The sequence below is a fragment of the Celerinatantimonas yamalensis genome (genome assembly GCF_046054155.1).
Classification (GTDB): Bacteria; Pseudomonadota; Gammaproteobacteria; order Enterobacterales; family Celerinatantimonadaceae; genus Celerinatantimonas; species Celerinatantimonas yamalensis.
Window position 1 is genome coordinate 948,584 of sequence record NZ_JBEQCT010000001.1, and the last position, 25,470, is coordinate 974,053.

Sequence of the window (25,470 nt, forward strand, 5' to 3'; positions counted from 1 at the left end):
TGGTTACGATCCTAAAGCCGTTTGGGGTCCGTCTGCTCCCGAAATTCGTCTGAGAGTTCCACAAGCAAGGATCCATCAGCTAGGCCATTAGCTCGAATCATCGTGAGCTGCATCCGTGCATTGGACTGGCTGTGGTTGTCAAAAATGAATGACATTTCTTTATCGCGATTTTGAACAAGTTTGTAGAGCAACAAATAGCGATTATGAACAGGCTCATTTGTATCTGAGATGACCGTTTCAAACTCATCAAGAGCCCGAGTGCAAAATTGCTCGATGGCTTTCTTCTTGATAATTTTAAACGTCTTCCAATCACTCTCTTTCATGGGCACTCCTTGAGCCTAACGCTAAACGAATGGGCAGGCAGCACATAGCGTATAGCCAACGCATGAGTTGTAAGCGATGACTGTCCCGATTAAGTATTTTGTGACATGCATAGAGTTACAATTCATAAAGTGATAACTATTTTGCAGCCTTTACCACGCCAATAGTTTCAGTGAGTTTCAATGCTTCAGCTTTAAATTCGGCGGTATGTTTGGTTCCGCTCGTTTTCTTTGTTGCCATGGTGCACCTCTTGGGTGATTGTACTCACTAACTCAATGTCCGAAATAGATGGAGCGGATAATGCTTCACGAACCAGCTCCATTAGTACATTTGCGTTTTTTTATCCACAAATCACTGTCTCATGTTGTCAACTTCGACAAAGCGCTATAAAAATATAACGCTTACAACGCGCGCGTTTACAAATCGCAGTGCCAGTGATTGTTCTATGCTTTAGCCAATTCAGTGGCTGTTAATAAAGCTATAAGTTCAACGCCTTCGTCAAAAAGTTTTTCTTTTCCACCTGTTTCTCGATCAATAGTACATATTGTTTTTTCAACAACAATATCGTCATTTCTTAGCATTTTAGTTGCATCAATAATTGCCCCACCACTTGATACAACATCTTCTACCAATACAATCCTTTTACCAGCTAATTCAGTTCCCTCTGCATATTTGCAAGTGCCATAAGATTTTGGCTCTTTTCTGATAAAAGCCGCAGGCAACCCAGAATAATGACTCATCATTGTGACGATTGGAATACCGCCCATTTCCAAACCGCATAAAACTTCAGTACCTTCAGGAATAAGCTTGACCATCTCTTGTGCAATATCAGAAAGAAGTTTTGGCTCAGCTTCAAAACGATACTTATCAAAGTATCGATCACTTATTTTTCCGCTGCGCAGTACAAACTGCCCTTTTATTTCAGAAATTTCTCTTATTCTTTTTGCTATTGACATAATAACTCCCAGTTCATACTGCTCTTTACATAGAACGCCCAGCTAATAGGCAATCAGAGGACAGCGCGTTGCGCTAAAATGGCGTAACCGGCGCATTAGTCACAAACGGTGATTGTCCCGACTGAGTATTTTTTCATGTGATTTTAACCAATTGATATTTAAACTAAACTTGACAGGACATTAATTGAACCATACCACCTACATTGATACTTGGATGTTCAATTACAGCTTTTTGTCCAACCAAGCTAAAGCCATTTTTTTCATAAAAGCGCCGTGCGCCTAAATTAATTGAGAAAACCCTCAGTGAGAGTCGTGGCAACCCACGCTTTCGAGCTAAATGTTTAGCATATTCCAAAAATTTTGTACCCAATCCTTGTCCACGAGCCTGAACTAAAAAGCAGATCTCTGCTATAAATAAACTTTCTGGATCTGTTAACTCCCGGTAAGGAGTCAAGGCTTCAATCAAATCTGCTGGTAATGAGGACTTTTTAACGTCGTCCGAAGACAAACGCGATTCTTGATAGGTAATCATAACACCAACCCTTAAACCATTGTCCTTTACCAAAACCGCGTTCTTGACGCCTAAATCATTTAATGGGTCTGTTAGATATCTAATAGCTGACTCTTCAACTGATTCGTTCTTCTCTGATAATGCTTTCCACACTGCTGGCCAGACACCCCCTGAAGATTCCGCAATAAGAGGAACAATAAATTCAGCATCGAGATTATTTGCAGCATAAAAATTTTCCATATTCATATCGCCCTAATTTTGTTTTTTAAATTTCCTGTTAAGGACTGATGACCACTTGTGTTCCCCGCATAAAACCAAGTTCACCAGACAATCAGGCGCTCATCGAGTCATTTTTCCACGTGCAGCAACTTATTAGGTTTTATTATGCAGTTTATCGGTTGAATGCTGAACGAATAAGCCCAATGCCAGCCACTGCAAATAATCCTGAGACGATACTGTTAATCCAGCGACTAGCACGCTGATACCAAGCCATAACGCCTTTAAATGAGAAAAATATGGAATACAGAGCGTTAGTAGCAAACCCAACAAGTATACAAACAATTACACCCAACATGAGTGAAGTAGTACTATCGTTTGCTCCCAGCCCTACTGAAAGGGCGGCCAACCATGCGATTACAGTCTTAGGGTTCGAAACATTGAGTATAACGCCCTTGATAAACCACCCTAAATGGGACTTTGAATTACTTGCTACTTGTAACGATTTATTATCTGGATGGATAGCTGACCTGCCTGTTAAAAAGGCTAACCATAGAAGGTATAACCCACCAAATAATTTAAGTGCCATTAACAAGTAAATCGAACTTTGAAGAATGACGCCGAGGCCACTTGCCGCAACCATTCCCCAGCACACCAATCCAGTTGATAAACCAGCACCATATATTAAGCTGATCGTTCTTCCTCGACTCATCGCAACCGTTGCATTTGATATATTCGCAGGCCCTGGCGAAACTGCGATCACGAAGAACGCGAGACCTATACTGAATAAAGACAACATATTTATAACCCCTATTTTTGTATGGACAACCGCAGCCAAACTTTCCGAAAATGACGCCTAGTCAAGTGGCTGGGAACGCCACCACTAAGTTCAAAATAAACGTCTTAATCACACAAGCCAATTTGAACTGAAAAAGCTACGCGTTGCCAGTTCGAATTTAACCGCTTGTTATCTGCCAGTATACGAGAGAACATGATTACGATGTAACTCGCCCTCAAGATTAAAGTTGACTTCTCCAACCATATTGAAACCTAACCGATTATAAAAACCAAGAGCCCTATGATTATTAACCCAAGTAGACAACCAAAACGGTAAACCATATAAGCCTTCAACCTCCTTAAGAAGTTTTCGACCTATACCAGCGCCTTGAAAATGTTGTGACACATACAAAGTGACCACTTCATACCCTGAATTTGAGCTACCTTTGAAGGTCGATTCCAAATCAACAACAATAAAACCTGTCAGGTGTGAATCTTCTTCGAACACTCTTATATCAATTGATTTTTTATTAAGTAAGTCAATAAAGTGGCCTTCGGTAAAAGTAGATAAAGCATATTGCGATATTTGAGAGCGGATCCCTTTTATTGCGTATGTATGTAGCCACACTTGAAGAGATAGTACGGCTAAATCCATACAATCACTTTTTTCTGCTTTCCTTATCATTTATGAACTCCTCTAGGCTCATAACGACCGCTTCTCAGGGATCCCCACATAAATCCCTGTCAGTTCAAACGGCTAGACAGCATGGTGTTATTTGATTGAATCAATTTCGCCAAAAACCTATTCAATCCAACGCCATACACGATATCCATATCTTACACGATTTACTCAAAAATCAATGCCCGCAAATTCACCAAAAGCAGCTTAATTTTCAGTCGCTCTTAAAAGTGGGAAACCTTAAATGAGGGTATCCTTGTCAGTCTTATGATAAAGAAATTATTCACTCGACTGAGCTCGTGCTGGCTCAATAGCCAAAGAATCACCAATATTCCACAACCTTCTTAATTTTGCAAAAACAGGTATGCAATCCCTCTCACCTTTGCTTAATGGACGAACTGACTCGTAGCCTTTCAATAGCTCTAACTTTTGCGATTCAGGCATGTATTCAGTCAAAGCTAATTCATAAGCACGCCACCCATAGGCACAGTGATCAAAATCAAATAATGTTAACTGGCTACCATTAAAGTGGATATTACCGGGATGTAAATCACAATGAATAATACCGAACTCATCACCGGACACATCAAGTGAAGTGATGATTTCAACTAGCTCTTCTATAGGTTGCATTGACGAGATCATTTCTTCAAATTCTTCGAGTTCTTGCTCTGAAACGATTCTAAATTCTTTGTTACGTTGTTGAGCGATAATTTTCAAAGGTTCATCGACTAGATACGTCCTATCCAGATGATAGCGACGGTATTCTGACTGAAAACCGTTCGCAGCCAAATGAAGTTCTGCGGCTGTTCTCCCCAATATAAAACATTGTTCTGGCGTGACTGAGAGTGCATCACCTTCAGCATAGGAAAACAGTGCGAATGCTCTATTACCGAATGCTGTCGCTGTCCACCCTAGCGATTCGCCGTTATCTCTTCGACTTGCAGGTGCAACCGGTATACCAGCGCTATAAAGATAATCGAGTAGGTCCAGTTCAAACTTGAACGCATCTGGAGATTCAATATAATTTTTGTGGTTCAAATATACGCGGAAAATATACCACTCAGTACCAATGCCAATGAGATAATGATCGTTGAACCCCCGCCTGAGGAACTTGCAATGATGTGCCTGTCCTAATGATCGATATTCGGCATTGACCAGTTTCAGCACTTCGGCGGATGTTAGTAATGTATTCATTTCTTGTCCTACTTCATGTTTATAACTAACTTAACAGAGCACCCACTTAAAGGCTAATAAGGTCGTTAATTGACTTAATTTTTTCGACACTAAAGTGAGTACACTAATTAACTCCCCGTGCATGGCATTGTTATGTTTTTAGTGAAAACCGCGCCCCCCGTGCTTAACGTCAGCTGTACTGTGTCCGATTTAATTGCCTTGTATGCGTGTGCTGATTATTACCCTTGTTCTAGGTCATTTTTTTGCTTTTGTTTGATGTCAGCCCATGAAATGCCATTTTCAATTGCAGATACTCGCTCTTCGTATTTTCGACATGCTCTTTGAATAATTGACTCGAGCTTTACCCCTTTTTCTTTTTCCAGAGACAAAACTGCGTTTAAATAATCCCACAGTACATCACCTAGTTCATCTTCGAGATAGCACAAGCGATCTTTGGGAAGTTCTTCAACAACTTCATCAACTTCTTCTTTGATCTCAGCTAAATACGTAGAAGAACCTTGATACCAAGAGTTATTCTTATCGAATTCTGATTTACGTTTAGCTATTTCTATCAATTTATCAATATGTTTCATTTCATTTCCTACGAAAATACCTAACGCCATTGCTAATAGACAGCCAACGTACAGCGCGTTGCGCTAAAATGGCGTAGCCAGCGCATTAATCGCAAGCGGTGGTTGTCCCAGTTGAGATTTTGTTATGCCTACCTTTTAGCCATTGGATGCTCTGGGTTCAATTGAAGAAGATCCCATAAGTTGCCATACAAATCCTCAAATACCGCGACTGTGCCGTAATCCTGCTCTTTCGGGTCACGAACAAACTTAATACCTATTGATTTCATACGCTCATAATCGCGCCAAAAGTCGTCAGTATTTAAGAAAAGAAATACGCGCCCGCCTGTTTGATTACCGATAAAGTTAAGTTGTTCAGGTTTTGATGCTTTTGCCAATAATAAGGTGACGCCATGTGAGTTAGGCGGAGCAACTATCACCCAACGTTTGTCTTGCTCTGGTTGATATGTATCTTCGATAAGCTCAAACTTAAGCTTGTTTACATAAAAATCTATTGCTTCATCATAGTCTTTTACTACCAATGCAATATGTACAATACTTTGCTTCATTTTCTTTCCTTAAATGATGAAGTTTCTAGGTTTGCATAACGCCCCTAATAACTTGCAAATAACTGTTGGCTAAACTTCAGTATAGCGAAAATAGCCAGCCGTTATTTTACATATCGATTTTATTGTTAGTAGTTTTTTCACTACTTAGCTATCGTTTCTCCAACCTAAAATAAATTGAAAAATATCTGAATCTTTATAATCATAAGGCTGAGAAAGCGATAAAACCTTATCAACAGATTCGGAGATGTCATTTGACTCAATAAATACAGCAAGATCTGAAAACGCCTCACTCAATTTAAGAAAGTAATCATATTGTTGAATAGAAAGTTTGCGATATCTTCCAATTTTTCTACTAATTTGATCTGAGTTTGTTCCCGAATTCTTAGAGTGGTCCATTTCTCGTGCCGCTCTATTTTTCTCGTTAATGTGAAAGAAAATATATTTATCTGGAAATGAAATTTTATTGGCTTTCAACATATCTAAATAAAATTCAATCATTTCATCATCGCATCCCCAGTTTTCATCGGAAAATAAATAGTTGAATCACACAGGCTGAAAAATATCCCCATCTAAAATTTTTATACTTTTCGAATCTGATTCTAGGATTGCCACCATGCTCCACCTTTCTACTTGCTTTTGATAGTTCCAAAGCTGAGACTCTCGATTTTCTTTACCAAATAAGACGTTTACCTCGGAGATAACTTGGCAATTATGATGACTTTTTAATGTTTTTAAACCGTACTGTTCCCTACGGCGGAAGCACCTTCAAATACTAACTTCATTACAGTCCCCCACCCTTCATACGATTAACTGCTAACGCCAGCCATAAGAAACGCCCTGACTGACAAGAGCGTCCGAGGGCCATCGGCCCGTAACAAACTTAATGGCCTTGTATGGCGAGTTCAAGACTAAAAGAATGCCGGCATTAAGCCATCAAATCCCGATGGGCCGTTTGAACTAAACATGCAATCAGAATCATCAATACGGACAAAGCCAAGCTTACTATAAAACTGATGGTCAATATCACTATGTAAGTATATGGCTTTGCAGTTATGGTTAGCGAACAACTCCGTCTTCACTAAACTTACCAAGTGAGATGCATAGCCTTTACCACGAAGGCTTGGTAGAGTTGCCACTGAGCCCACACCAAAACAGCCGTCTTTGAGACCAAACATGCCGCTATAAACAATGAGAGACGATACAATTTGATCATTTTCCGTTAGCGCATACCAAGTACCAGCTTGATACTTTTCACTCCTGCGACAGCCTGCTAAATACTCTTCAAAGGAAAGGCCATCATTCCACACATCAAAGCCCATAGTATAAATAACATCTAGTTCATGAGCCTTTGCTTCTTTTAAGTACATCCGTGTAAACCTCCTGAATTGACCAAGACATTGGTGTTCCCCATAAAAAATAACACCTTTAGAATATTTTAAGTCCTTATTAAAATTAATTTTTCATCATCGATAATTAGCTCATACCTAGCCTGCCATCTCTTGCAGTTTTCTTTGCGTAATAGCCTCGGGACGATTATCCATAAATTGGAAAGGAGACTTACTGCCGGCCTGTTCATGAGGAACAGTCATTCGCTACCGATTGTCTTTTATTTTCTTGTGTTTTGTCAGCGTAAGTTTCATTTTTAAAATGCTTCTTTCGTTGACAGAAGCATTGGAGTATGGAGACAGATAACGCCGCTCTTTGCGAAGAGCAAGCGCAGGGCCGCGAACAACGACTTATTAGGCGAATTTGCTACGGAATGCAAAGTATACTGCCCCAACCAAACAAAAACCTGCCCATAAATAATCTAGTTTTAGAGGCTCTCTAAGATAGAAAACCGAAAATGGGACAAAGACCATTAACGTAATTATTTCTTGCATAATTTTTAGTTGGCCAACATTTAGAACTGTATAGCCAATCCTATTCGCTGGAACTTGTAACATATACTCAAAAAGTGCAATCCCCCAACTAACTAGGGCAGCTATCACCCAAGGTTTATTATTCAGTTCTTTTAAATGGGCATACCACGCAAAAGTCATGAAAACATTACTACAAACAAGCAGTGAAATACTGATTACTATAGGGTTCATTACATATCAAACTCATACAAATCGCTCACCACTTTTTAAACTGATGAGCTGTGCCAAAGTTCTGCACATTCTACTGGTGGACTTGTATACCGTAAATATCTATTTTGACCAAAACCCTATTTACCTAACGCTGAATTAAGTAGTGGGCAACACCGCCGCCAAGCCTAACCCATTGTGCTGAAAACACAACTTTGAAATAAGAATGCCGAGCGTTGGGAATCTGTCTTAAACGTCTTGTATACAAAATCTCACAACACGCACAATACTTATACTATGATTACTAAATCTTGTTTTGATTGGATAGGTTATTTTGATTTTTGACACTTAATCCACTCTTGTGAAGCATCGCCCATCGTCAATCCAGTTGCATTCTTCATCCAATGCATAAAATCTCGGTTGAACTTAAACTGCTCACCAAATTTGGATTTGAAATATCTACGTACATTTTGTGTGGTTTTATAACTGTCCGTAATTATTGTATTGTCATTAATATGATTTTTATGCCAATCAACCTTTTCCATGGTTTTTAAATCTCCTTTTTGTATAGACATAATGACACGAGGTGCTAGCCTCCAGTTTTGTGGGTTAGCTTAAAGCCAGTGCCATAACTAGTGTGCAAACAACTAAATCTAGAGGCATGAATAACGATAACATAATTGTTATTGGCTTAGATACACACAAATTCTTTATCCAAGTCGCACTGTTACAAGAGCATCGAGGGACACAACCTCACCATATTGGACGTGTTGAATCTAATCAATCCGCTGTAATTAAACTGGCTCAGCAACTACAGTCCAAATACTCTAAAGCCACTCTTCATTTTGTGTACAGGGCTGGCCTTTGTGGTTACTGGACTTATCGCTTACTGACCAGTCTTGGTCATTGTTGTTAGGCGCGAATTCAACTCCAAAGTGCACCATCTCTCATTCCAAAAAAATCGGATGACCCAGAGGCGAGCGCATGAGTGTATTCACTTTTCAACCAACGCCTGTGGCTAGAACCTCCTCTAAAAAGCGGGGATCCATTAAGCAACGCTTTTTTGCCCACAAGGCTGATTTTGATTGGTTCAGCGCGCCCCCTATTTAATGCCATGAGTCTGAGGCAGGCAAAGTTTTCTGTACCATTGTCTTTATAGATTTGGCACGCGTCGTCACTCAGAGTAACATCCAGCACCCAGAGCATCGACTCAATGCCTCAATGCCCCATCGCGCGGCTTGCTGATTGATGCCTTTGATCCCTTGGTTTGACAGGCCATGGCATCAATCGTAACCAGTGCACCTCGTAAATCCAGTAGCCGGATGAGCCCAGGAATGGCGCTCATTTCATAGCTCTTTTCGTCCGTTTTTAGCGGTCCAAGCACAAAGTGATTTTCGCTGGTATACGCACTAACCCTATGAATGGTGCTGCTTCTATCATTGCGGTTGTAAAAGCCTTTCAGCGTTTTACCGTTGATAGCAACCACTTGTCCATCTCTCATCTGATACACCGCTTTCATCCAGTCGATAACGCAGGCTTGAAAGGCGCTGATATCGCGCGTGCAATAGTATTATCGGCAGGAATACTTGCCTTAAACATATCCTTTTGCTTAAACCAATCATACTGGCCTTCGATATATTCTCGGATATCAAGCCATCTTTTCGCGCCGGCGATAACAGCACAGAATGAGGCAAAGAGAAGGTCAAAAAGCAGGTAAGTCACTTTGACGGTTGCCATCAACGGCACTGAAGTAGCTTTTAAATATCTCGATATTTAAAAGCTAGTGAGTTTTGGGGAAAAGGATATATGATCACAGCCATCATTGATCGTCAGATCGATCTTTGTTGGTTAAAAAATGTTCACACTCTCGCTCTGGTGAGTTGAGGGCTTACGGCAAACAAGTACTGGGATTATGAGCAGGGTGTTTTTCTGCTGGAATTTACGGTTTGACTTGGAGCCGCGAGGGAGAAACCGTCAGTTTCTATTCAAATGCCCCAGCTAGTCCAAATAAAGCCGAAAGTTACTCCGCTTGATCAGCAGTAACAATTAATATTATACTGGCACCTCGGATACATCACTTTCGTTCCCTATAGAAATGGATCAAAAATAGAAGTGGATCAAAAATGGATGCATGTTTTTTTCAATGACATGCAGCAATATCGGGGTAATTTGCTATTAATAAAAGCGAGTAGAGGTGTTTTTATAGCCTTTTTACTTGTGATATTGATGCCTCGAGACGTTAAAGGTTTCATTCACTTGTTGATCAATTCTTCAAATGCACTGTTAACTACGTCACAGCTATCATCGTTGATATCAATTCTAGTTTTCAACGGAATACTGTTATTTAGTTATCTAATTCAAGCTAAAATTCTGCCTGTTGCATACAACACGAATTATATCGCCAGTATTTTTGATAGTTTGTCAGTGTTTATTTCAAGAGCTATATTTTTTCTCGCCACAAACTGGTTTATTCTTGTCTGGATTTTGGCAGGCGTGATACTGTCACCCAATGTAGTTAGTAGTGTTATTATTCTAAAAATTTTATTCGTTACCTTGAATATCTCTTTCACTTTATCCTTAATGCATGAAAAAAGATATTTTTTATTACCGATATTATTCTTGCAGCTAGTTATATATGCTTATTTAAGTGATGTGGTTATTATATCTATCGCAAACACTGTTATATTGCTCTTCTTGTTTTCAGAAATATACAAAAATGACATTAAAAAAATTAAGCTCTTACGTTTATTTAAAAGAAAATTTAAGCCTAGTATATACCATAATTTTATTAGTGGTCATCAATCTTTACGAGTTGGTATTTTGCTAAGAGGGAATTTTCTCTCATCAATTGGTATCGGGTGCACTTTAATTTTCTTCTATGAGATATTTTATCATTCACTGTTATCAGCAGAAGGACAAAGCACTAAAATAATATGGCTGTATACATTAGCTACACTTTATTTATTATCATATGTTTATGCAAAGCTACACTTGGAAAGAAAAAAAATTGGGTGTTTTTTAGCCTCTATATCACCACGTTCAACCGAGGTTATTCACGATTTCTTCTTTGTTTTTATTATCTTTGAAATCGTTCAGATTTTATCAATTTTTTCCTTTCCTATAACACAAAAATGGCTCCATAGTTTATCTTTCATTGTACTTCCCATACCTATATTGGCACTTTTCTGCTTTTTACTAACCATTAATAACCGAAATCGGAAAATATACCATTTTGTATCTTTCTGTTTGATAGCGTGGTTGATTTTATGGATCTTCTAGAAGTTAGCAACATTTCTGTCACCTTTGGCAAAAAAATAATCTTTGATAATTTTAATTATATATTTCGTCCGGGAGTGACATTGGTGACAGGTCAAAATGGCGTTGGAAAATCGACTCTGTTGTCTGTAGTAAGCACAACAACATCCCCAGACAACGGTGAGGTTAGCTACCAAGTAGCAGGTATCAAAAAACCATTCGATATTATTAAAGATGGCATTTTCGTTCCTGACAAGCCTGATTTTTATCAATTTATGACAATTAAAGAGTTTTTTAAGTTAATAAAAAAAATTAAAAACTTGTCGTTCGATTTCTATGAAAACGCGATTTTTGAAGAATTTAGCTTGAAAAAACACCTTAATACGCCACTACGTGAGCTATCGTTTGGCACCAAGAAGAAGATTTTTTTACTAGTTGCTTTAACGGTTGATTCTCCGGTGATTATTTTAGACGAGCCGACCAATGGTTTAGATTCTGAAAGCCACGAAATATTAGTAAAACACTTAAATATAAGCCGTCAAGCAGGCCATATTATTATTATGTCTAGTCATGATACGAATTTCACGAAAAATTTTAATGATGAAATAATCAACCTTTAAAAGGTTACGAATAACATCAAACTTGAACTGAAAATTCCAAGAATTGGGAATCCGTCTTAAACACTTTGTTATAATTTTATTTATAGACGACCTTAAACCGCTCTAAAACCAAACGCATGTCTTCATTTAGTTCAATACCTAGCTCTTCACATTCGAGACTAAAAAATCTCCAATGAGCTTCACGCCACCACTCTAGAGATTTGTCGCCTTCACCCTCTTCAGCTGCAAACTCTGCCGTGACTTCGCTGTATTTACATGTGCTTACTGAGGTTAATTCTATGATGCAAATCGGTTTACCGTTCCAATCAGTCACAACTTGAAGATGGCCCACTTGTGGCATTTCCTCGCCTTTGTGACTATACCAATATTCCATGCTGCATGATGCACTCTTTTCACCACGCAAGATTAAGTCAGCACATAGGTTGGCATTGTATTCATCTGCACAAAAATAGTCAGCGCTGAAAGAGCTATACTTTTGAGCAACTTCAATAGGCAGTGAGCCCAAATATTCGTTTAAGTAAAATTGACTTCTATCTTCCATAATTCTCGATACTCGATTAAAAATAATCGCGGTAGAGCGCCCCGTTACTGAGGAGACCTCACACAAATCCGGACATCCAGCTCCACAATGATACATTCACTCGTGTAGTGATGACTGATAATAAAACAGCGATTATTCAGTATTCTGCTCTCCGTTATCCTTATGAAGTTCATTCTCCAACTCTGTTTCATTTGTTATCACTCAATGTGATCAAATTCAGTTCGGTTTTCATAGTTTATCCAGCCCTACATTGTCCGGTCTATGTCTCTGCTAAACACGGGATATAACTGCCAGTCCCTTCGCCATGTGATCGGCTTTCCCGTCTCGGACGACTATGAACTGGTTTGACTGCCAAAGGATCATCGTTGGTCTCGCTTTTGGCTAAACGTCCCTACCATTTCCTTATGGAACCCCTTGGCTCTCTCAAGTTCCTGATGCATCTCTTCATACATACCACGGCTTAATAACTCCGCTGACTCGCCGCAACCTCACTTTTAACGGTTGCTTTGCTTGGACTTCGGTGGCGTTACAAACCTCGTCAGTCAGATTGGCTTTATCGAAGCGATACCAGCACTTCAGGGACACGTATCCCCTATGGTCTACATAATTCTCTGTGTACGCTTCACCTGTTTTGTTCACCGTAAAAAAAAATCGGCTCCGCCACAGGCGCAACACTCGATACAGGTGGTGAGTTAAACCTTACCTGACAGGGACTTTCACCCTGCAAGATGCATCAAGCTTCGCTTGACGCACTAACGCCCGCTTCAGCTGCGCCGAATGCGTAGTATTTGGCATCAGACTGCAAGCGCTTGTTAGGGCAAAGGCACACGATACAGAGTATTACCCTTTTTGCTAATTCGGGTTTCAAGAATATTTTCAGAAACCATTTTTTGTAACGTGCTACGAATAAATGGGTACTCGTAACGGGAAATTGCAGAAAACCCTTGCTGTTTTGAACCCCAAACACGAATTCTTGAAGGAGAGAATGCCCATTTCTTGTACTTGGTTAAAAACTCTAATAGAAGTTTTTGTAATCCAGGTTCATGTATTGTTTCGGTAAGCTCAGCCATTTCATTTGTACTTCTGGCCTGAGCTTCCAATGATTCAATCCTATCCTCAAGATAGATCAAATCCTCCGCGTGTTCTAATGCCTGCTCACGGACAATCTGCGTAAATTCAATGCCTCCGATTTTTGAAATCCGTATACCTAATTTAGACCATGGAATCCAAACAAGAAATAGAGCAGATATGGAAAACAAAAATATACCACTTAACCCTAGATCTTTAGGTGAGGCAAGAACTTTAGGTGCGCAAAGATATTTCCATGTATAAGCAACAATAAATATGAGAAAAGCACCACTAACTATTGAAGTTAGAATCTTCAGCCAAGATGGAAGATCAAAACAGGTGGACGAAGCCTCTAACTCCTCTTCAGGCTGTTCGTAATTATTTTCTTGATGGCTCATGTTGATCCTCAAATGGCCCTAACGCCTTGCTCACCGGAAAATTAGGAGCGCAGCGAGTAATTTTTCCGAGTGCAGCAACTTATAGTTCTTCCGTTCTTTGATCTAGAGGCTTTTCTAAATCTCTTATTCAATGGAACATGCTTCTGTTAGTTACGAATATGCTTGCGCCAAACATTTAATGTTCATAACAAGACTCTCGAACTAACAGAAGTCATTTTGGTTCAAAACGCATACTCAGGGAATGTCGCCGACCGACTATCTATAAGACCTGCGCGAACCAAAAATCTAGCACATTCCGTGTTCTACTTTAACCAAAGGTTACCTTCAATGAAAGTTCTATCTCCTTCACAATTTGCCTGCCTAATCGGCATTGACTGGGCCGATCGAAAACATGACTTTTGCATCACTGACCACTTAGGCCAACGCTACACTTACGGCGTAATATCCTCTCAACCAGAAGCTATTGATAAATGGGTTTTAGAACTTAAACAGCAGTACCCGAAGCAAAAGATTGCCGTGAGCTGTGAGTTAAAAAAGGGACCGTTAGTTCATGCTCTGTTAAAGTACGATCACATCACGGTATTCTCAATTAACCCCTCTACCGTGGCTAAATACCGAAAGGCGTTTACACACAGTGGCGCGAAGGATGACCCGGCAGACGCCAAAATCCAGGTTGATCTTTTGCGGTTGCATATGGACAAACTAAACCCGATTGAGCCCGATACGGCCGAAATTAGAGCCTTAGGTCAGCTTGTTGAATACCGACGGACATTGGTACAAGATCGTGTTGATCTATCCAATAGGATAACCGGTATATTAAAGAGTTATTACCCGCAGGCCCTTGATCTCTTTAAAGAACGGGACACTGTCATTTTCTGTGAGTTCTTAACACGCTGGCCAGACCTGGGTTCTGCTAAACGGGCAAAACCCGTTACTTTGCGGAAGTTCTTTAACCAGTTTAACTCTCGCTATGGAGAAATTAACGAGCAACGTATCAAACACATTAAAGAAACCATGCCTCTTACCGAGGACTCAGGCATCATTGAACCCAATGCCCTAATGATAAAACTGCTTGTGCCGCAGTTAAACCTGCTCATTAGTGCGATAAAAGAATTAGATAACGACATAAAACACCGACACAAGGCTCAAGAACAACACGTTATATTCGATAGCTTTCCGGGTGCAGGACCTCAACTTGCGCCGCGATTGCTGGTTGCCTTTGGCTCTGAAATGGATCGTTACCAAAGTGCAGCAGACTTACAACGCTATGCAGGGGTGGCGCCGGTAATCGAGCAAAGCGGTAAAAAATCTTGGACGCATTGGCGCTACAGTTGCCCGAAATTTTTACGACAAACGTTTGTTGAATGGGCGGGACAATCCGTCCGTTTTTCATTCTGGGCCAATGCTTATTACAAGCAACAAATGGAAAAAGGAAAGCCTCACAATACAGTGATTCGATCTCTCGCTTTCAAGTGGATACGGATAGCCTTTACCTGCTGGAAAACCAACACACCTTATGATGAATCGAAGTACTTGGAAGCATTAAAGCGAAGAGGATCTCCGCTTTTAGAATATGCCTTAAAGAGTTAAAAAATAGTAGTGGTCCACCTCAGGGCGTGTTGTTAAGCGGCACTTGGAGAAGACTAAAATTAAAAATCACCTTTTGATGTGACTTCCCCTTCAATTTTCTCAACAAAGGTTGCAACACAGTCACGTAGCTCGGATAGCTTATCTGGTGTAATTTCCACATGATTACCTTCCTTTGTTCTTCCGCCTCTGTGGACTATGTCATGACGAATTACAATGTATTGCATTAGCTGTTCAATTTCTGGCCTTTCGATATCCAACGAACTCGAAAAAAGCGGCATAACCCTGTCAAGACGATGCCAGACAGTTTTCTGTATATATTGCTCTACCTGATCTCTTAGCGCCTCAAGACGGTTAAATATAGTTGATAGCGATAATTTTTCTTTTTTAAACTCGGAGCAGTGGGAAACGAATCTTTTAAAAACGGCCTCATCAGATTTAATCCAATATGACATAGTGTCTGACAGGTATGTTTCTAAAGCAGCAATCAGATGTGAATAAAGAAGTTGGCGTAGCAGTCTTTTATGCTCAGAATCTAGAGCCGCTGCGTTTAACGAATCAATTTCTGATAAACGTTGGAGAAATTGTTGATAAGGTGAGTCTTCCGAGTCAACTTCAAAAGAAAAGTATTCATCGTAATCGGGCTCAGTATGTATTGGGGCCCATTCATATATCCCGTCCGACTCTACATCATCAATTACAGCACGTACTATCTCATCATCAAATAAATCCCCGAACCTGCCATACAACTCATCCTCTGCTTCGTAAGGACCGCCATGAATATAGAGGTATCCTCCTTCGCGGCCATTGTAAGGTGTATCATTCGCAGGGTCCCAAAAACGACTCAGGAACCATTGCCGCATTGCCTCATGACGCAGGTCAGGCGGTGCTGATGAAAGCCATTCATTATTAGGTTCAAAGCCTGACCTTGTATTCACGCCCGCCTCTTCTGGCAAATCCGGATAGTAATCTTCAAGATGGTCGTTATGGCCCATCGTTAACCTCGGTAAATTTCTTTATGGTCCAGCTTGGGAAAAAGCGAAGCCGCTTAACTTCCCACTAAGGGGCGCTAACACATGGGCTAAAATTAGGAACGAAGTGACGCAGCCCATGTGTTAGCGTCCCAGCGAGCGAAGCGAGAGCCTTGAGTGGTTTGTTATGTGCCAACGTACTCGCCTACAGTACAATTCGTAGGGCGCTTGTCATTCCAAGATTTAATTAAGAGTTCTTTTGCTTCTGCATGCCAAAATTTGATCACTTTATAATCTTTCCCACTAATACTACCTTCCAGCTTTTCACAGTTTTCAATGCCAAAGCTAGCGTTTATGTTTGGCGACTTAACATGAAAGTGAGGTGGTGGATGCTCGTTAGAGTAAATTTCTATTTTTAACGATTTTACCTTTGCTACTAGCTGCTTTATTTCGATTAAGCATAGTTTGCCATCGTATTCTTCAACGTAACATGGACCATGTAAGAGCGCATCAAGCCATTCAGCAAATTCGTCGATATCGTCAAGTTCATCAGGTGAAACTTTGTGAAATCGATTGTATTGTCTAGCAATATCCTTCGGAATACTCACTAAACCTCCTTGGCACATAACGCCCGGTTAAGCAGCTGCCAAAGCTATAACTAACTTGCTGCAACGCGCCATAAACACTAAGCCATTTGGTATTAAAAATGCCACACGTTGGCAGTCTGGCTTTAACCGTTTGTTATGTGCTTTGTAAAGCTAATAACGATGACTTAACCTGGAATGATTGGCATCTCCGCAGGGTTTGCGAAATATAATGTAAAGAAAATTGCTATCGTTCCTAAAGCTGTTATGGTTAAACCAGAAATATTTATTTTGGCTTGGATTTTTTCCTTAGCTACTCCAGAAAAAATTAGAGCGACACTAAGACTAATTAATATTCGAGAAAATAAGTACTCCATCCCCGTGTCAATATCTATAAAAAATACCACTAACCCAGAAGCAACAAATAATATGATACCGATAATAAGTGATACCCAGTCAATCTTTATTGATGTCAATTTATAGCTACCTTTTGCATCAAAGCCATTTGTAGGCAAATTATACTTAATGAATCTATTTTTTAAGGTCAGCGCTTGATTTTTTTTATATGTCTTAAAAATCTGTTGCGATGTTTTCAAAAAATTAGCGTCTGGAGAATACGGGACGGACACCGTCTTTGTTGAAGTAGAAATCATCACATCCCAATAAGTAATCGAATAATCGAGTATATTTTCAATACTGGTTAAAACATCTTCAATTTGGGTCTTTGAAAGCGACTCACTTTCCGAAGAAATGCTTGAAAGAAAGGATTCAAATTTAGAAAAAAACTTTGTTCCCTGTAAATGGGCTGCATTTAGCTCATTTACAGGAACATTAGGCATACTTGATAACACTTTTTGAAAGCACTCATCAAGACTATTCTTTTCGTTAGAAACTTTGTCTTCCAATGAACTGAATTTTTTAGGATCCATTACTTCCTGACTTACCTGCTGCTACTTTTATTTGCAATAAAATATTTTTTGATGCGCTCATATCAATACTTTCAAATAGAAAACATTCAGTATTTTCAACAACATCATATACTATTTTACGAAACTCATCTTCTGTAGTAGTTGCTGTTAAGCGAAGCAATATTTCAGCAACTTCGTTGTTACTAGGTGTTTCTACAAACTTAAATTTCTCTTGAATTAAATTTGCAATATCCTGTTGAGTCATTAGTCTTTCCCTTTATAAGTTACGCCTATCTACCTGTATTTTAAGCATTTTAATCATAAGTACAACGTTATAGTGATACTTTTATGATATCGAGCAAAGACCCGGCACATAACGTGTAGTTCAATTGCCGAATGCTGGCGCTAATTTTGGGAACCAAAATTCGTGACAGTAGAAGGTCAATTGTAACGTTTTGTTATGTGCGTTCTACCGACTTAACTTACTTTGTTGATATTTTCTCCTGAACCATTTTAATGAACCAAAAATGAAACCAACTAACAACCAACTAGCCAGACTTTTGAATAAATACGCAGGAGACAGTTCTGCTGAGTGAGAAAAATAGTTATAGATATTATCTAGAATAAATACCGGAATAGAAAAACATATAAAACCATTAAAGATTAAAAATTGTAGATAACCCCTGTTTTCCCAGTAGTTATTTGAAGATTTTTCCATGATATATAGCGCCCTAATTGAATCCTATGAATACAATTTATCACTTAGTAAAACTGAATTGGAGTGAATTTTAGTTACTGATAGATTTAATGATTTTTGAAAGCGCATAACGCCGCCAGCAGGGGCAGACAAAGCGCGCAGCGGTTTGGCTGTCCCTCTGGCTGGCTTTGTTAGGCATTTAGTTTATCCATCATTTCGTTAATTGGTAGCTCAGCCTCAAAAAACTTTTTAAAGGCCAAGTGTAACGATCTGATCCAAGTTTCACTTTCAGGAAATTTTAGGAATTTTAATGCTTTTTCGGGTATAGGGTTCTTCTGATAATGAAAGGTTGAGTTTCTAAAAAGCCGAAGTGCGTCTACAAACTCTTCTTGGGAAAGGAGCTCATCCACTTTTTGGTTGGTACATTTAAGCTCTTTGTAACCTTCTATTACGACGTAGATTAGCCCATAGAGAACAGATAGCCGTGCAAAGGATGAATGAAACTCTGCAAATTCAGCCAAGCCTTCTGGAAGACCATGCTCTCCACCGACCTTAGTCGCAACAACTTCTTTTACTGCATCTGCATTTAGCCAATGTTTGTGGAGTGATATTAGTTCTTCCATAAGTCCTCGTATTGCTTAACGCATTGCTCACCGGAAAATTAGGAGCGCAGCGAGTAATTTTTCCGTGTGCAGAAACTTGTTAGAGAGCAAATAGCAATACGCTGCGGGTTGCCGCAGGTTTTTCTCTCTATGAAGAAAGAGCATATTTATTGCGCTATCGATACAATCCATCTAATCCAGGCAACGAAAAGAATTGAGACGGTTTTCCTGTTTTGGTTTCATAGTCTCGATTGAGACGACTATTACTTGTAACTAGAACGCAATAATTTTTCGCTCTAGTTATCCCAACAAAATGTAAATTCAACTCCTGCTCCCAATTATCATATATTACATCGAAGCAACCTCGAACAAACTTTCTTTTAGGGTGAATCCAATCGTATAGATCCAAGTGATAGACAAGCTCAAATTCTAGCCCTTTAGATTTATGAAGCGTCATAACTTGAACTTCATTCTCATTTATCGGCTTATAGTGCTGAAGCAACCTAGATTCCAAGCATATTGTATTGATCAACTCTTTATCTGAAGCACTGATATCGACATTTAAGACTTGACCAGTGATATCCACAATTGCACGTGATAGTTCATCTTGAACTTTATCACCAATAGCTGATATCGTTTTACGCAATACAGATAAACTATTATTCGAAACTGGAGTAAATGACTGTATATACTCAACAACATCATTTAAACGATGATGCTCGTCGAATCGAAACCTTAAAAGCTGAGAAAATAAATTACAACCCCTTGTGTTTCTGACTGCCAATGGGTCTTCGTCAAAGATTCGAAACGGTACATTTAATCCATTACTAAGAAATTCTAGAGATATGTTATTTCTTACAAGTATTCCTATTTGCGAGTATGATTCAACTAGATTATTCTTAAATGCAAGTTCAATTGACTCATTTATTTTTTCAGTAACATCTACTTGAGTGCCTGTGTAGTTGCGCCTATATACTCTGATATCACTAGCTGGCAATAAATCACATTCAGCGTCGTAAAGCCGGTTAGAATAATTAGTAATTGATGGGTGACAGCGATGATTGATATTTACGATATGATGTTCGAAGACATCAGGTTTGTTTGTTAACTCTTTAATAAACTCAGGGTCACTCCCACGCCAAGCATAGATAGATTGTTGTACATCACCAACTGCAACACCTACTAGCCCCAGTTCTAGTAACTTGAGAAAGAGTACATGTTGTGGCTCAGATGAGTCTTGATATTCATCTATGTATACCGAGTTGTATTTTGCTGCAATATATCTTTGACAAGCATGAGATTCCGTTATGACATGATTGGCTATCACACCAAGCAGTTCGAGCAAGACAAAACCATGATCGAATAATATGACAATATCATCTTCTAAGCATTTAAAAGTAGTTGAGTTTACCTCATCGCTGTAATGAGGTATTAGACTCAGTTTGTCCATAACACATTTAGGTATTTCATCAAATTTAATGCACTCTAATTGGTGCTTTTGCCTATCAAGAACTCTTGCCAAAAAAGGATGTATAATCTCACTCAAACAAAAATGATCAATAGTGCCAAAAAAGCTCATTTTTGTATCGCAAGCATTCTTCTTACATCGCTTTCTTAATTCCTTACTGGCCTTTACAGTAAAAGTAATCCCAATAACACCTCGATAAGACGGAAGCTCTTTAACTTCATTTCTTATCTTTTCTGCAATAACAGTAGTCTTTCCACTTCCTGGGCAAGCAGTAATGACCATATTTGAATTTGAGCTTATCGCTGCTTTTTGATCTGGAGTATACTCGAAATCACTCATGTTATTGGCCTACCATCTTAACAGCATGATGCAATGGCTTAGCTAACTCCCCCCCACTTAACCCTGCAAGCGCCTTTTGATTTTGTGACAAAAAATCTCGCATTCTAATAGCTTTCTTACTCTGCAAGTATTTTACTGCATCATTAATAGCGGTCTTTCCGGAATAATTTAACAATTCATCCGGAAGCTCTAAAGCCAGATCCGCTTCTAGATCAATCTTTGAAAGAAATATTCCGTGTGGATTTATTTTATCTGAAGTCGTTTTCCAAAATCCAGAGTCAACTAAGCCTTGCGAAGTTGTTGTTGGTGTATAGTCGGGGCCAATAGCTAGGCCAGCCAATGATAAGCATCTATTAATACCGACAGCTCTTTTGTTAACACTATTTTTAATACCTGAAACATCATTATCTGTTCTAAACACCCAAGGTATTTCCATAGCATCCAAAATTTTTCTGTAAACTTTGAATTGAATTCCATCAACACTCAGGATTGAGATATTATGAAAATCCAAATCTATTCCTATCTGTATTGCCAATTCTTCGTAAAAGAGTTTTTCTGATGGTCCTTCAACCAAAAAAACACAGCTAGAAAAAAAGGCCTCAGCAGGAAGAATACTCATCCTATAACCTAAGTCGTCCCATGCATCGGAAATACATGCCGAACAGCCACCGTTAGCCGCTACACTTCCATTTTCAGCCAAGAGAATTCGAACTATTGAGTCTGGCTTATATCGTTCTGTTATTTGAGGAGAATGGCTTGTAATTATAGTTTGTCCGGGAAGATCATGGATTAAATAATCAGCCAGCTTCCGTTGTTGATGTGGATGTAAATGAGCTTCAGGTTCTTCAACACAATAAAATGTAACCTCGTGTTCAGGATCAAACTCTCTTTGACTTTTTGCCTTCCATAAGGCTAATAATATTTGATTATTTCGACCATCACCACCAAGCATTAGTTTTGAGCCAGATGTAGATGCGCCTAATTCTAAATTTTCAATAAACTTATTTACTTTTATAGCCCCAGTATCTAAATGAACACTATAGTTATCATTTTTATATGAAAGTTTTTTCAACTCCTCATTAACTGCTGAGGTAGCATCTTTCACATAGTTAAGCTCCGCAATCTTTTCATTAACTTCGTTTAACTTGGCTGATATGGCTACCATTTCAACTTGGTCATGCTCGAGTTCTTCGTCTTCAAGGCGGTCTTGAGACTGTTTAAGTAATTGTCTTTTTTCTATTTGAATAAACTTTTGAAGGTCTCTTCGGGATTGTACATATCGTAAATTTAACTGTTTCAAATAGAATCTTGATGGAATAAGCTCAAGCTCATCATCCGAACATCCGATAGATATCTCGTAATCTAGTGTCTTTCTATCTGCTGTAATAGCAATCACGGTCTTACTTTCATCACTCACACTCCCCTTCAGCGCAGAAAGAACAGCATCCTCATTGATATCAGAAAAATAGATTTTAATAGAGAAAGATTCTGCCTGAATTCCATCGTTATCTATGAAGAAATCCGTAGCTTCCGGCTCAATATCCCTATCTGACAACGACTTATCAAGTAGCAAACGGATGCTATAGAGTAAATTTGTTTTACCAACATCATTGCTTCCAATCATTAGCGTCTTATCTGTAAAGCGAATAGTTGCGTCTCGGAAGTTCCTAAAGCCTTCAAGACTCACTTTTTCAATTATCAATTTAAGTATCCTTTAAAACAATCTGAAAGCTCAGGTTTTGATAGCAAGCAAATTTTCTCATCATGCAATGAATCAGAGTTGCCCTCTAACGCCTTAATAACTGGCGTGTAGGTTGGTGTTGTTTTTGCATCTTTTTCTTTTGCAAAAACGATGACAACCGTAATACGTCCAGTTGATTAACTTGTTATATCAATGGTTAATGATTTCCATTAGTATTTTTCCGTACTTATTTTTTTTGTATATAACCCCACCTGAATCTTCTTCACCAAGATCCCCACCATCCATGCCACCGAAGCTTAAAAAACCTACTTTATAAAGCTCTCCAGCAGTAAGTTGGTCGCTAGCACAACCATCAGAAAAATCTAATATAAAGTTTAAATCGCGATAAAAAGCACGTTCAATCATTAAACAAATACGAATTGCTTCATCATAAGAGCAACGGTCAAGAAAGTGCAATTCAAATGTTCGAGCATATAATTTAAATTTACTAATATCGTCAGTTTTATCAATTAAATTCAAAATTGTTTCGCCAAACTTCTCTCTTTTAGAATCATTTGATAATTCTTCAGACACAAATTTAGCTCTTGCTTCTTCGTCAATATTTTTAAACTCAACAAGAAATTTGAGTAGTTTCTTTACATAAAACCTTTCTTTTATCGAAATCCCAGATTTAAACAATCCAACTACAGAGCCGATAATTGGAATATCCTTTAATACTCCACCTTCTAATAAAGAGTCTACGCCAACCTCAAGGAGGTTAGAGGAAACGTTTGTCAGTTCATTACCTAGATTTGTAGCTAATGTTTTTTCTAATTGATTCATAGCGCCTCAAAAATTGGTGGATATAACGGGGAGCTCAGCCGCCCGGAGCGAGAACCGAGAACTTCCCAACAATTAAATTCTTTTGAAAAACCAAGGTCTTTCAAAAAGCCGCTATCTCTCCGGGTCGGCCTGCAGCGTTTTGTTATGCATTTAACTCTACTAATTCCAATTACAGGACACCTATTTCAATTTCTAATTTCGTACAAACGGGACCCAGCGCAGCCACTAAGTTTTCTTTTCCTTCCAAGGAATAGTGAGCAGGGGTAATACCAGCTAAATCGCTTGGGAGCGTTATTCCTTCCTCACAGACTATGAACGTATAGCTACGTCCTAATGCACCCATAAATAGACCAAGCTCAAATAGTACGTTATCTCGAGCAGTCATCTTCACGTCGCCGCGTGAAATAATCACATCGTCCTGAGTTAGAACCAAAATCGCATAATCGAATGATTTTACCTTCTCAACCAAGGTCTCCAACGTTCCTTTAGATAGACCAAAAACTCTTTGATGCCATATAGTGCTATTTATGCTGTGCTCTAAATTTAGTTGGATTATCTTGGCTGCATTAAATCCTTCGACGGAACATCCGATAAAGACCTTAGGTTTCCCATGTCTTTTAGTTTCCAAGGGCTCTATCTCGTCATTGATGTCTCCCAAAGTGGACAAAGCAATTTTAACTTGACCAAGAACCTCCAATGCTTTTGGATGTGTTACTAAATTTGGTGTTGTATCTTCACGAAAAAGCATCAATTTCTTATCTGAGAACACTTCATTAAATGATTTCGCAATCGAGTTGTAGTACCTGATGCCATCTGGACTTAGCTGGCCAGGTCCAGAGATTCCAGGCTGCGGTTCCTCGGAAATTACAGCACGCACTGTATCTGCAAATGCGCTGAATACCGTCTTGAGATATTTTGTATCCACCTTATCTTGTCCTTCTCATTGCATAACGCCTTGTTAAGGGGTGAAGCACGCAGCACCGATGCTTCCGCATACCACCTTAATCACTTAAACCAACGCATAGTAAAAATGCCACGCGTGCTGAATCCCTCTTGAACAATTTGTTATACGCGCCCTATCGGTTGTACTTAACCTTATTCAGAACTTCTTTTAGTTCATGCGTTTTCTCAAGGTTTACATCGTGAATATTGGCTAAAGCACAAACATAGTACAAGACGTCATATAACTCTTCTGCGATTGAACCTTTGAGTTCATCTAGCGTTGGTTGCCCACGTTTACCTTTGCGAATTGATTCCGATAATTCGCCAACTTCTTCGATTAGTTTTAAAAAATAGTGTTCAGATTGCTCTGGCGCATAATCGAATTCTTTTATATGACTTTGTAACTCAGATAACTTCATAACATCCTTTTTGTATCATTTTCCATTAAGCGTATAACGCCGCGTTAAGTAGTGAGCAACGCTACCACTGAACCTAACCTATTGTGCCATAAACACTTAAGCTGAATAAAACCAAAAATGCCACGCGTTGCGAATCTGCCTTAAACGCTTTGTTATATCCGACCTTCAGATACCAGTGAACTTACTATCACCTTTGCTTCGACGGGCACAAGATTTAACTGACTTAAATCATTAAGTTTTACCCATATTAGTTCATATCGGTTACTGCAATTTTGTGCTTTAAACTCTGGACTTTGCGTTGATAATTTAGGTTCAAAAAACGGCACACTTACAAGAAAGAAATGCTCCTTTCGCCCACGATTTACAACTGAGAAAATTTCTTCTGAATTGTCTATTTCCAAAGAAGTTTCCTCGAAAACTTCTCGGACTATCGCTTGCGAAAGTAACTCTCTGAACTCTACTCCGCCACCGGGGAACACCCAATAAAGTCGACTACCTTTAACGCGTTTTATGAGAAGTATTTCAGCATTTTCGCGGTTTACCAATAGAGCGCTAACTCTCTGTTTCTGCATTTTTAGCTCCAAGGATATAACGCCCGGCTAAGGGGTTGACAACGCACCGCCGAGCTCAAAAAACACACTGTAAACGCTGAACTTCAATTTTGCACCAAAGCCGCCACGCGTTGGCAATCCCTCTTGAGCCGTTTGTTA

28 protein-coding genes and 2 pseudogenes are annotated in these 25,470 nt (G+C 39.2%); 4 read left to right on the forward strand and 26 right to left on the reverse strand.

Going from position 1 to position 25,470, the window contains the following annotated elements:
* Positions 1-11 precede the first annotated feature (11 nt).
* The 12 genes from ABUE30_RS04500 to ABUE30_RS04555 form a co-directional block, all read right to left on the reverse strand.
* Positions 12-323, reverse strand: coding sequence for a hypothetical protein (locus tag ABUE30_RS04500; RefSeq protein ID WP_408622470.1), 312 nt, complete (start codon positions 321-323; stop codon positions 12-14).
* 441 nt (positions 324-764) lie between these two features.
* Positions 765-1,277, reverse strand: coding sequence for an orotate phosphoribosyltransferase (gene pyrE, locus ABUE30_RS04505; RefSeq protein ID WP_408622471.1), 513 nt, complete (start codon positions 1,275-1,277; stop codon positions 765-767).
* Between the two features lie 163 nt (positions 1,278-1,440).
* A complete protein-coding gene (locus ABUE30_RS04510) occupies positions 1,441-2,028 on the reverse strand; it encodes a GNAT family N-acetyltransferase (RefSeq protein WP_408622473.1) in 588 nt (195 codons plus the stop codon).
* A 151-nt stretch (positions 2,029-2,179) separates the two neighbouring features.
* On the reverse strand, positions 2,180-2,803 hold the full coding sequence (locus ABUE30_RS04515; RefSeq protein WP_408622475.1) for a LysE family translocator: 624 nt from the start codon (positions 2,801-2,803) through the stop codon (positions 2,180-2,182).
* Positions 2,804-2,971: 168 nt separating this feature from the next.
* On the reverse strand, positions 2,972-3,466 hold the full coding sequence (locus tag ABUE30_RS04520; protein WP_408622477.1) for a GNAT family N-acetyltransferase: 495 nt from the start codon (positions 3,464-3,466) through the stop codon (positions 2,972-2,974).
* A 273-nt stretch (positions 3,467-3,739) separates the two neighbouring features.
* The gene (locus ABUE30_RS04525; RefSeq protein ID WP_408622479.1) at positions 3,740-4,654 is read right to left on the reverse strand and encodes a phosphotransferase enzyme family protein; all 915 of its coding nucleotides are present in this window, start codon (positions 4,652-4,654) and stop codon (positions 3,740-3,742) included.
* Positions 4,655-4,872: 218 nt separating this feature from the next.
* Positions 4,873-5,226 (reverse strand): MazG nucleotide pyrophosphohydrolase domain-containing protein, encoded by a 354-nt coding sequence (locus ABUE30_RS04530; RefSeq protein ID WP_408622481.1) that lies wholly within the window; start codon positions 5,224-5,226, stop codon positions 4,873-4,875.
* 128 nt (positions 5,227-5,354) lie between these two features.
* The gene (locus tag ABUE30_RS04535; RefSeq protein ID WP_408622482.1) at positions 5,355-5,771 is read right to left on the reverse strand and encodes a VOC family protein; all 417 of its coding nucleotides are present in this window, start codon (positions 5,769-5,771) and stop codon (positions 5,355-5,357) included.
* A 144-nt stretch (positions 5,772-5,915) separates the two neighbouring features.
* Positions 5,916-6,269 (reverse strand): hypothetical protein, encoded by a 354-nt coding sequence (locus ABUE30_RS04540; RefSeq protein ID WP_408622484.1) that lies wholly within the window; start codon positions 6,267-6,269, stop codon positions 5,916-5,918.
* A 410-nt stretch (positions 6,270-6,679) separates the two neighbouring features.
* Positions 6,680-7,138 carry a GNAT family N-acetyltransferase gene (locus ABUE30_RS04545; RefSeq protein WP_408622486.1) on the reverse strand — a complete coding sequence of 153 codons (459 nt, stop codon included), beginning with the start codon at positions 7,136-7,138 and terminating at the stop codon, positions 6,680-6,682.
* Between the two features lie 372 nt (positions 7,139-7,510).
* Positions 7,511-7,861, reverse strand: coding sequence for a DMT family protein (locus ABUE30_RS04550; RefSeq protein WP_408622487.1), 351 nt, complete (start codon positions 7,859-7,861; stop codon positions 7,511-7,513).
* Positions 7,862-8,166: 305 nt separating this feature from the next.
* A complete protein-coding gene (locus tag ABUE30_RS04555) occupies positions 8,167-8,382 on the reverse strand; it encodes a DUF6434 domain-containing protein (protein ID WP_408622488.1) in 216 nt (71 codons plus the stop codon).
* A gap of 116 nt (positions 8,383-8,498) precedes the next feature.
* On the opposite strand from ABUE30_RS04555, the pseudogene ABUE30_RS04560 reads away from it, so the two are divergent.
* Positions 8,499-8,750 (forward strand): annotated as a pseudogene (locus ABUE30_RS04560) (IS110 family transposase); the annotation flags it as partial.
* Between the two features lie 88 nt (positions 8,751-8,838).
* Here ABUE30_RS04560 and ABUE30_RS04565 read toward each other — a convergent pair.
* A pseudogene (locus ABUE30_RS04565) lies at positions 8,839-9,574 on the reverse strand (ISAs1 family transposase).
* Positions 9,575-9,949: 375 nt separating this feature from the next.
* Between ABUE30_RS04565 and ABUE30_RS04570 the strand changes: the two are divergent.
* Positions 9,950-11,116 (forward strand): hypothetical protein, encoded by a 1,167-nt coding sequence (locus ABUE30_RS04570; protein ID WP_408622489.1) that lies wholly within the window; start codon positions 9,950-9,952, stop codon positions 11,114-11,116.
* Complete coding sequence (locus ABUE30_RS04575) at positions 11,104-11,712, forward strand: ABC transporter ATP-binding protein (protein ID WP_408622490.1); 609 nt, start codon at positions 11,104-11,106, stop codon at positions 11,710-11,712. The genes ABUE30_RS04570 and ABUE30_RS04575 overlap by 13 nt, the downstream gene beginning before the upstream one ends.
* A gap of 76 nt (positions 11,713-11,788) precedes the next feature.
* Here ABUE30_RS04575 and ABUE30_RS04580 read toward each other — a convergent pair whose 3' ends face one another.
* The gene (locus ABUE30_RS04580) at positions 11,789-12,253 is read right to left on the reverse strand and encodes an ASCH domain-containing protein (protein WP_408622491.1); all 465 of its coding nucleotides are present in this window, start codon (positions 12,251-12,253) and stop codon (positions 11,789-11,791) included.
* A gap of 812 nt (positions 12,254-13,065) precedes the next feature.
* Positions 13,066-13,719, reverse strand: a complete 654-nt coding sequence (locus ABUE30_RS04585) for a hypothetical protein (protein ID WP_408622492.1) — start codon at positions 13,717-13,719, stop codon at positions 13,066-13,068.
* Between the two features lie 327 nt (positions 13,720-14,046).
* Between ABUE30_RS04585 and ABUE30_RS04590 the strand changes: the two genes are divergently transcribed.
* Positions 14,047-15,309: an IS110 family RNA-guided transposase gene (locus tag ABUE30_RS04590; protein ID WP_408622493.1), complete on the forward strand. Its 1,263-nt coding sequence runs from the start codon at positions 14,047-14,049 to the stop codon at positions 15,307-15,309.
* 59 nt (positions 15,310-15,368) lie between these two features.
* On the opposite strand, the gene ABUE30_RS04595 is transcribed toward ABUE30_RS04590, so the two are convergent.
* The 11 genes from ABUE30_RS04595 to ABUE30_RS04645 form a co-directional block, all read right to left on the reverse strand.
* Positions 15,369-16,301 (reverse strand): HEPN domain-containing protein, encoded by a 933-nt coding sequence (locus tag ABUE30_RS04595; protein ID WP_408622494.1) that lies wholly within the window; start codon positions 16,299-16,301, stop codon positions 15,369-15,371.
* Between the two features lie 161 nt (positions 16,302-16,462).
* Positions 16,463-16,885 (reverse strand): DUF4160 domain-containing protein, encoded by a 423-nt coding sequence (locus ABUE30_RS04600; protein WP_408622495.1) that lies wholly within the window; start codon positions 16,883-16,885, stop codon positions 16,463-16,465.
* 164 nt (positions 16,886-17,049) lie between these two features.
* Complete coding sequence (locus ABUE30_RS04605) at positions 17,050-17,790, reverse strand: hypothetical protein (RefSeq protein ID WP_408622496.1); 741 nt, start codon at positions 17,788-17,790, stop codon at positions 17,050-17,052.
* Positions 17,780-18,034, reverse strand: coding sequence for a hypothetical protein (locus ABUE30_RS04610; protein ID WP_408622497.1), 255 nt, complete (start codon positions 18,032-18,034; stop codon positions 17,780-17,782). Before ABUE30_RS04610 ends, ABUE30_RS04605 begins: the two co-directional genes overlap by 11 nt.
* A 623-nt stretch (positions 18,035-18,657) precedes the next feature.
* Positions 18,658-19,089, reverse strand: a complete 432-nt coding sequence (locus ABUE30_RS04615; RefSeq protein WP_408622498.1) for a hypothetical protein — start codon at positions 19,087-19,089, stop codon at positions 18,658-18,660.
* A gap of 154 nt (positions 19,090-19,243) precedes the next feature.
* On the reverse strand, positions 19,244-20,875 hold the full coding sequence (locus ABUE30_RS04620; RefSeq protein ID WP_408622499.1) for a UvrD-helicase domain-containing protein: 1,632 nt from the start codon (positions 20,873-20,875) through the stop codon (positions 19,244-19,246).
* Position 20,876: 1 nt separating this feature from the next.
* Positions 20,877-22,577, reverse strand: a complete 1,701-nt coding sequence (locus ABUE30_RS04625; protein ID WP_408622500.1) for an ATP-dependent nuclease — start codon at positions 22,575-22,577, stop codon at positions 20,877-20,879.
* A 189-nt stretch (positions 22,578-22,766) separates the two neighbouring features.
* A complete protein-coding gene (locus ABUE30_RS04630) occupies positions 22,767-23,399 on the reverse strand; it encodes a hypothetical protein (protein ID WP_408622501.1) in 633 nt (210 codons plus the stop codon).
* Between the two features lie 169 nt (positions 23,400-23,568).
* Positions 23,569-24,324 (reverse strand): TIR domain-containing protein, encoded by a 756-nt coding sequence (locus tag ABUE30_RS04635; protein WP_408622502.1) that lies wholly within the window; start codon positions 24,322-24,324, stop codon positions 23,569-23,571.
* Between the two features lie 151 nt (positions 24,325-24,475).
* Complete coding sequence (locus tag ABUE30_RS04640; RefSeq protein WP_017449629.1) at positions 24,476-24,760, reverse strand: MazG nucleotide pyrophosphohydrolase domain-containing protein; 285 nt, start codon at positions 24,758-24,760, stop codon at positions 24,476-24,478.
* Positions 24,761-24,912: 152 nt separating this feature from the next.
* The gene (locus ABUE30_RS04645; RefSeq protein ID WP_408622503.1) at positions 24,913-25,332 is read right to left on the reverse strand and encodes an NUDIX domain-containing protein; all 420 of its coding nucleotides are present in this window, start codon (positions 25,330-25,332) and stop codon (positions 24,913-24,915) included.
* Between the last annotated feature and the right edge of the window lie 138 nt (positions 25,333-25,470).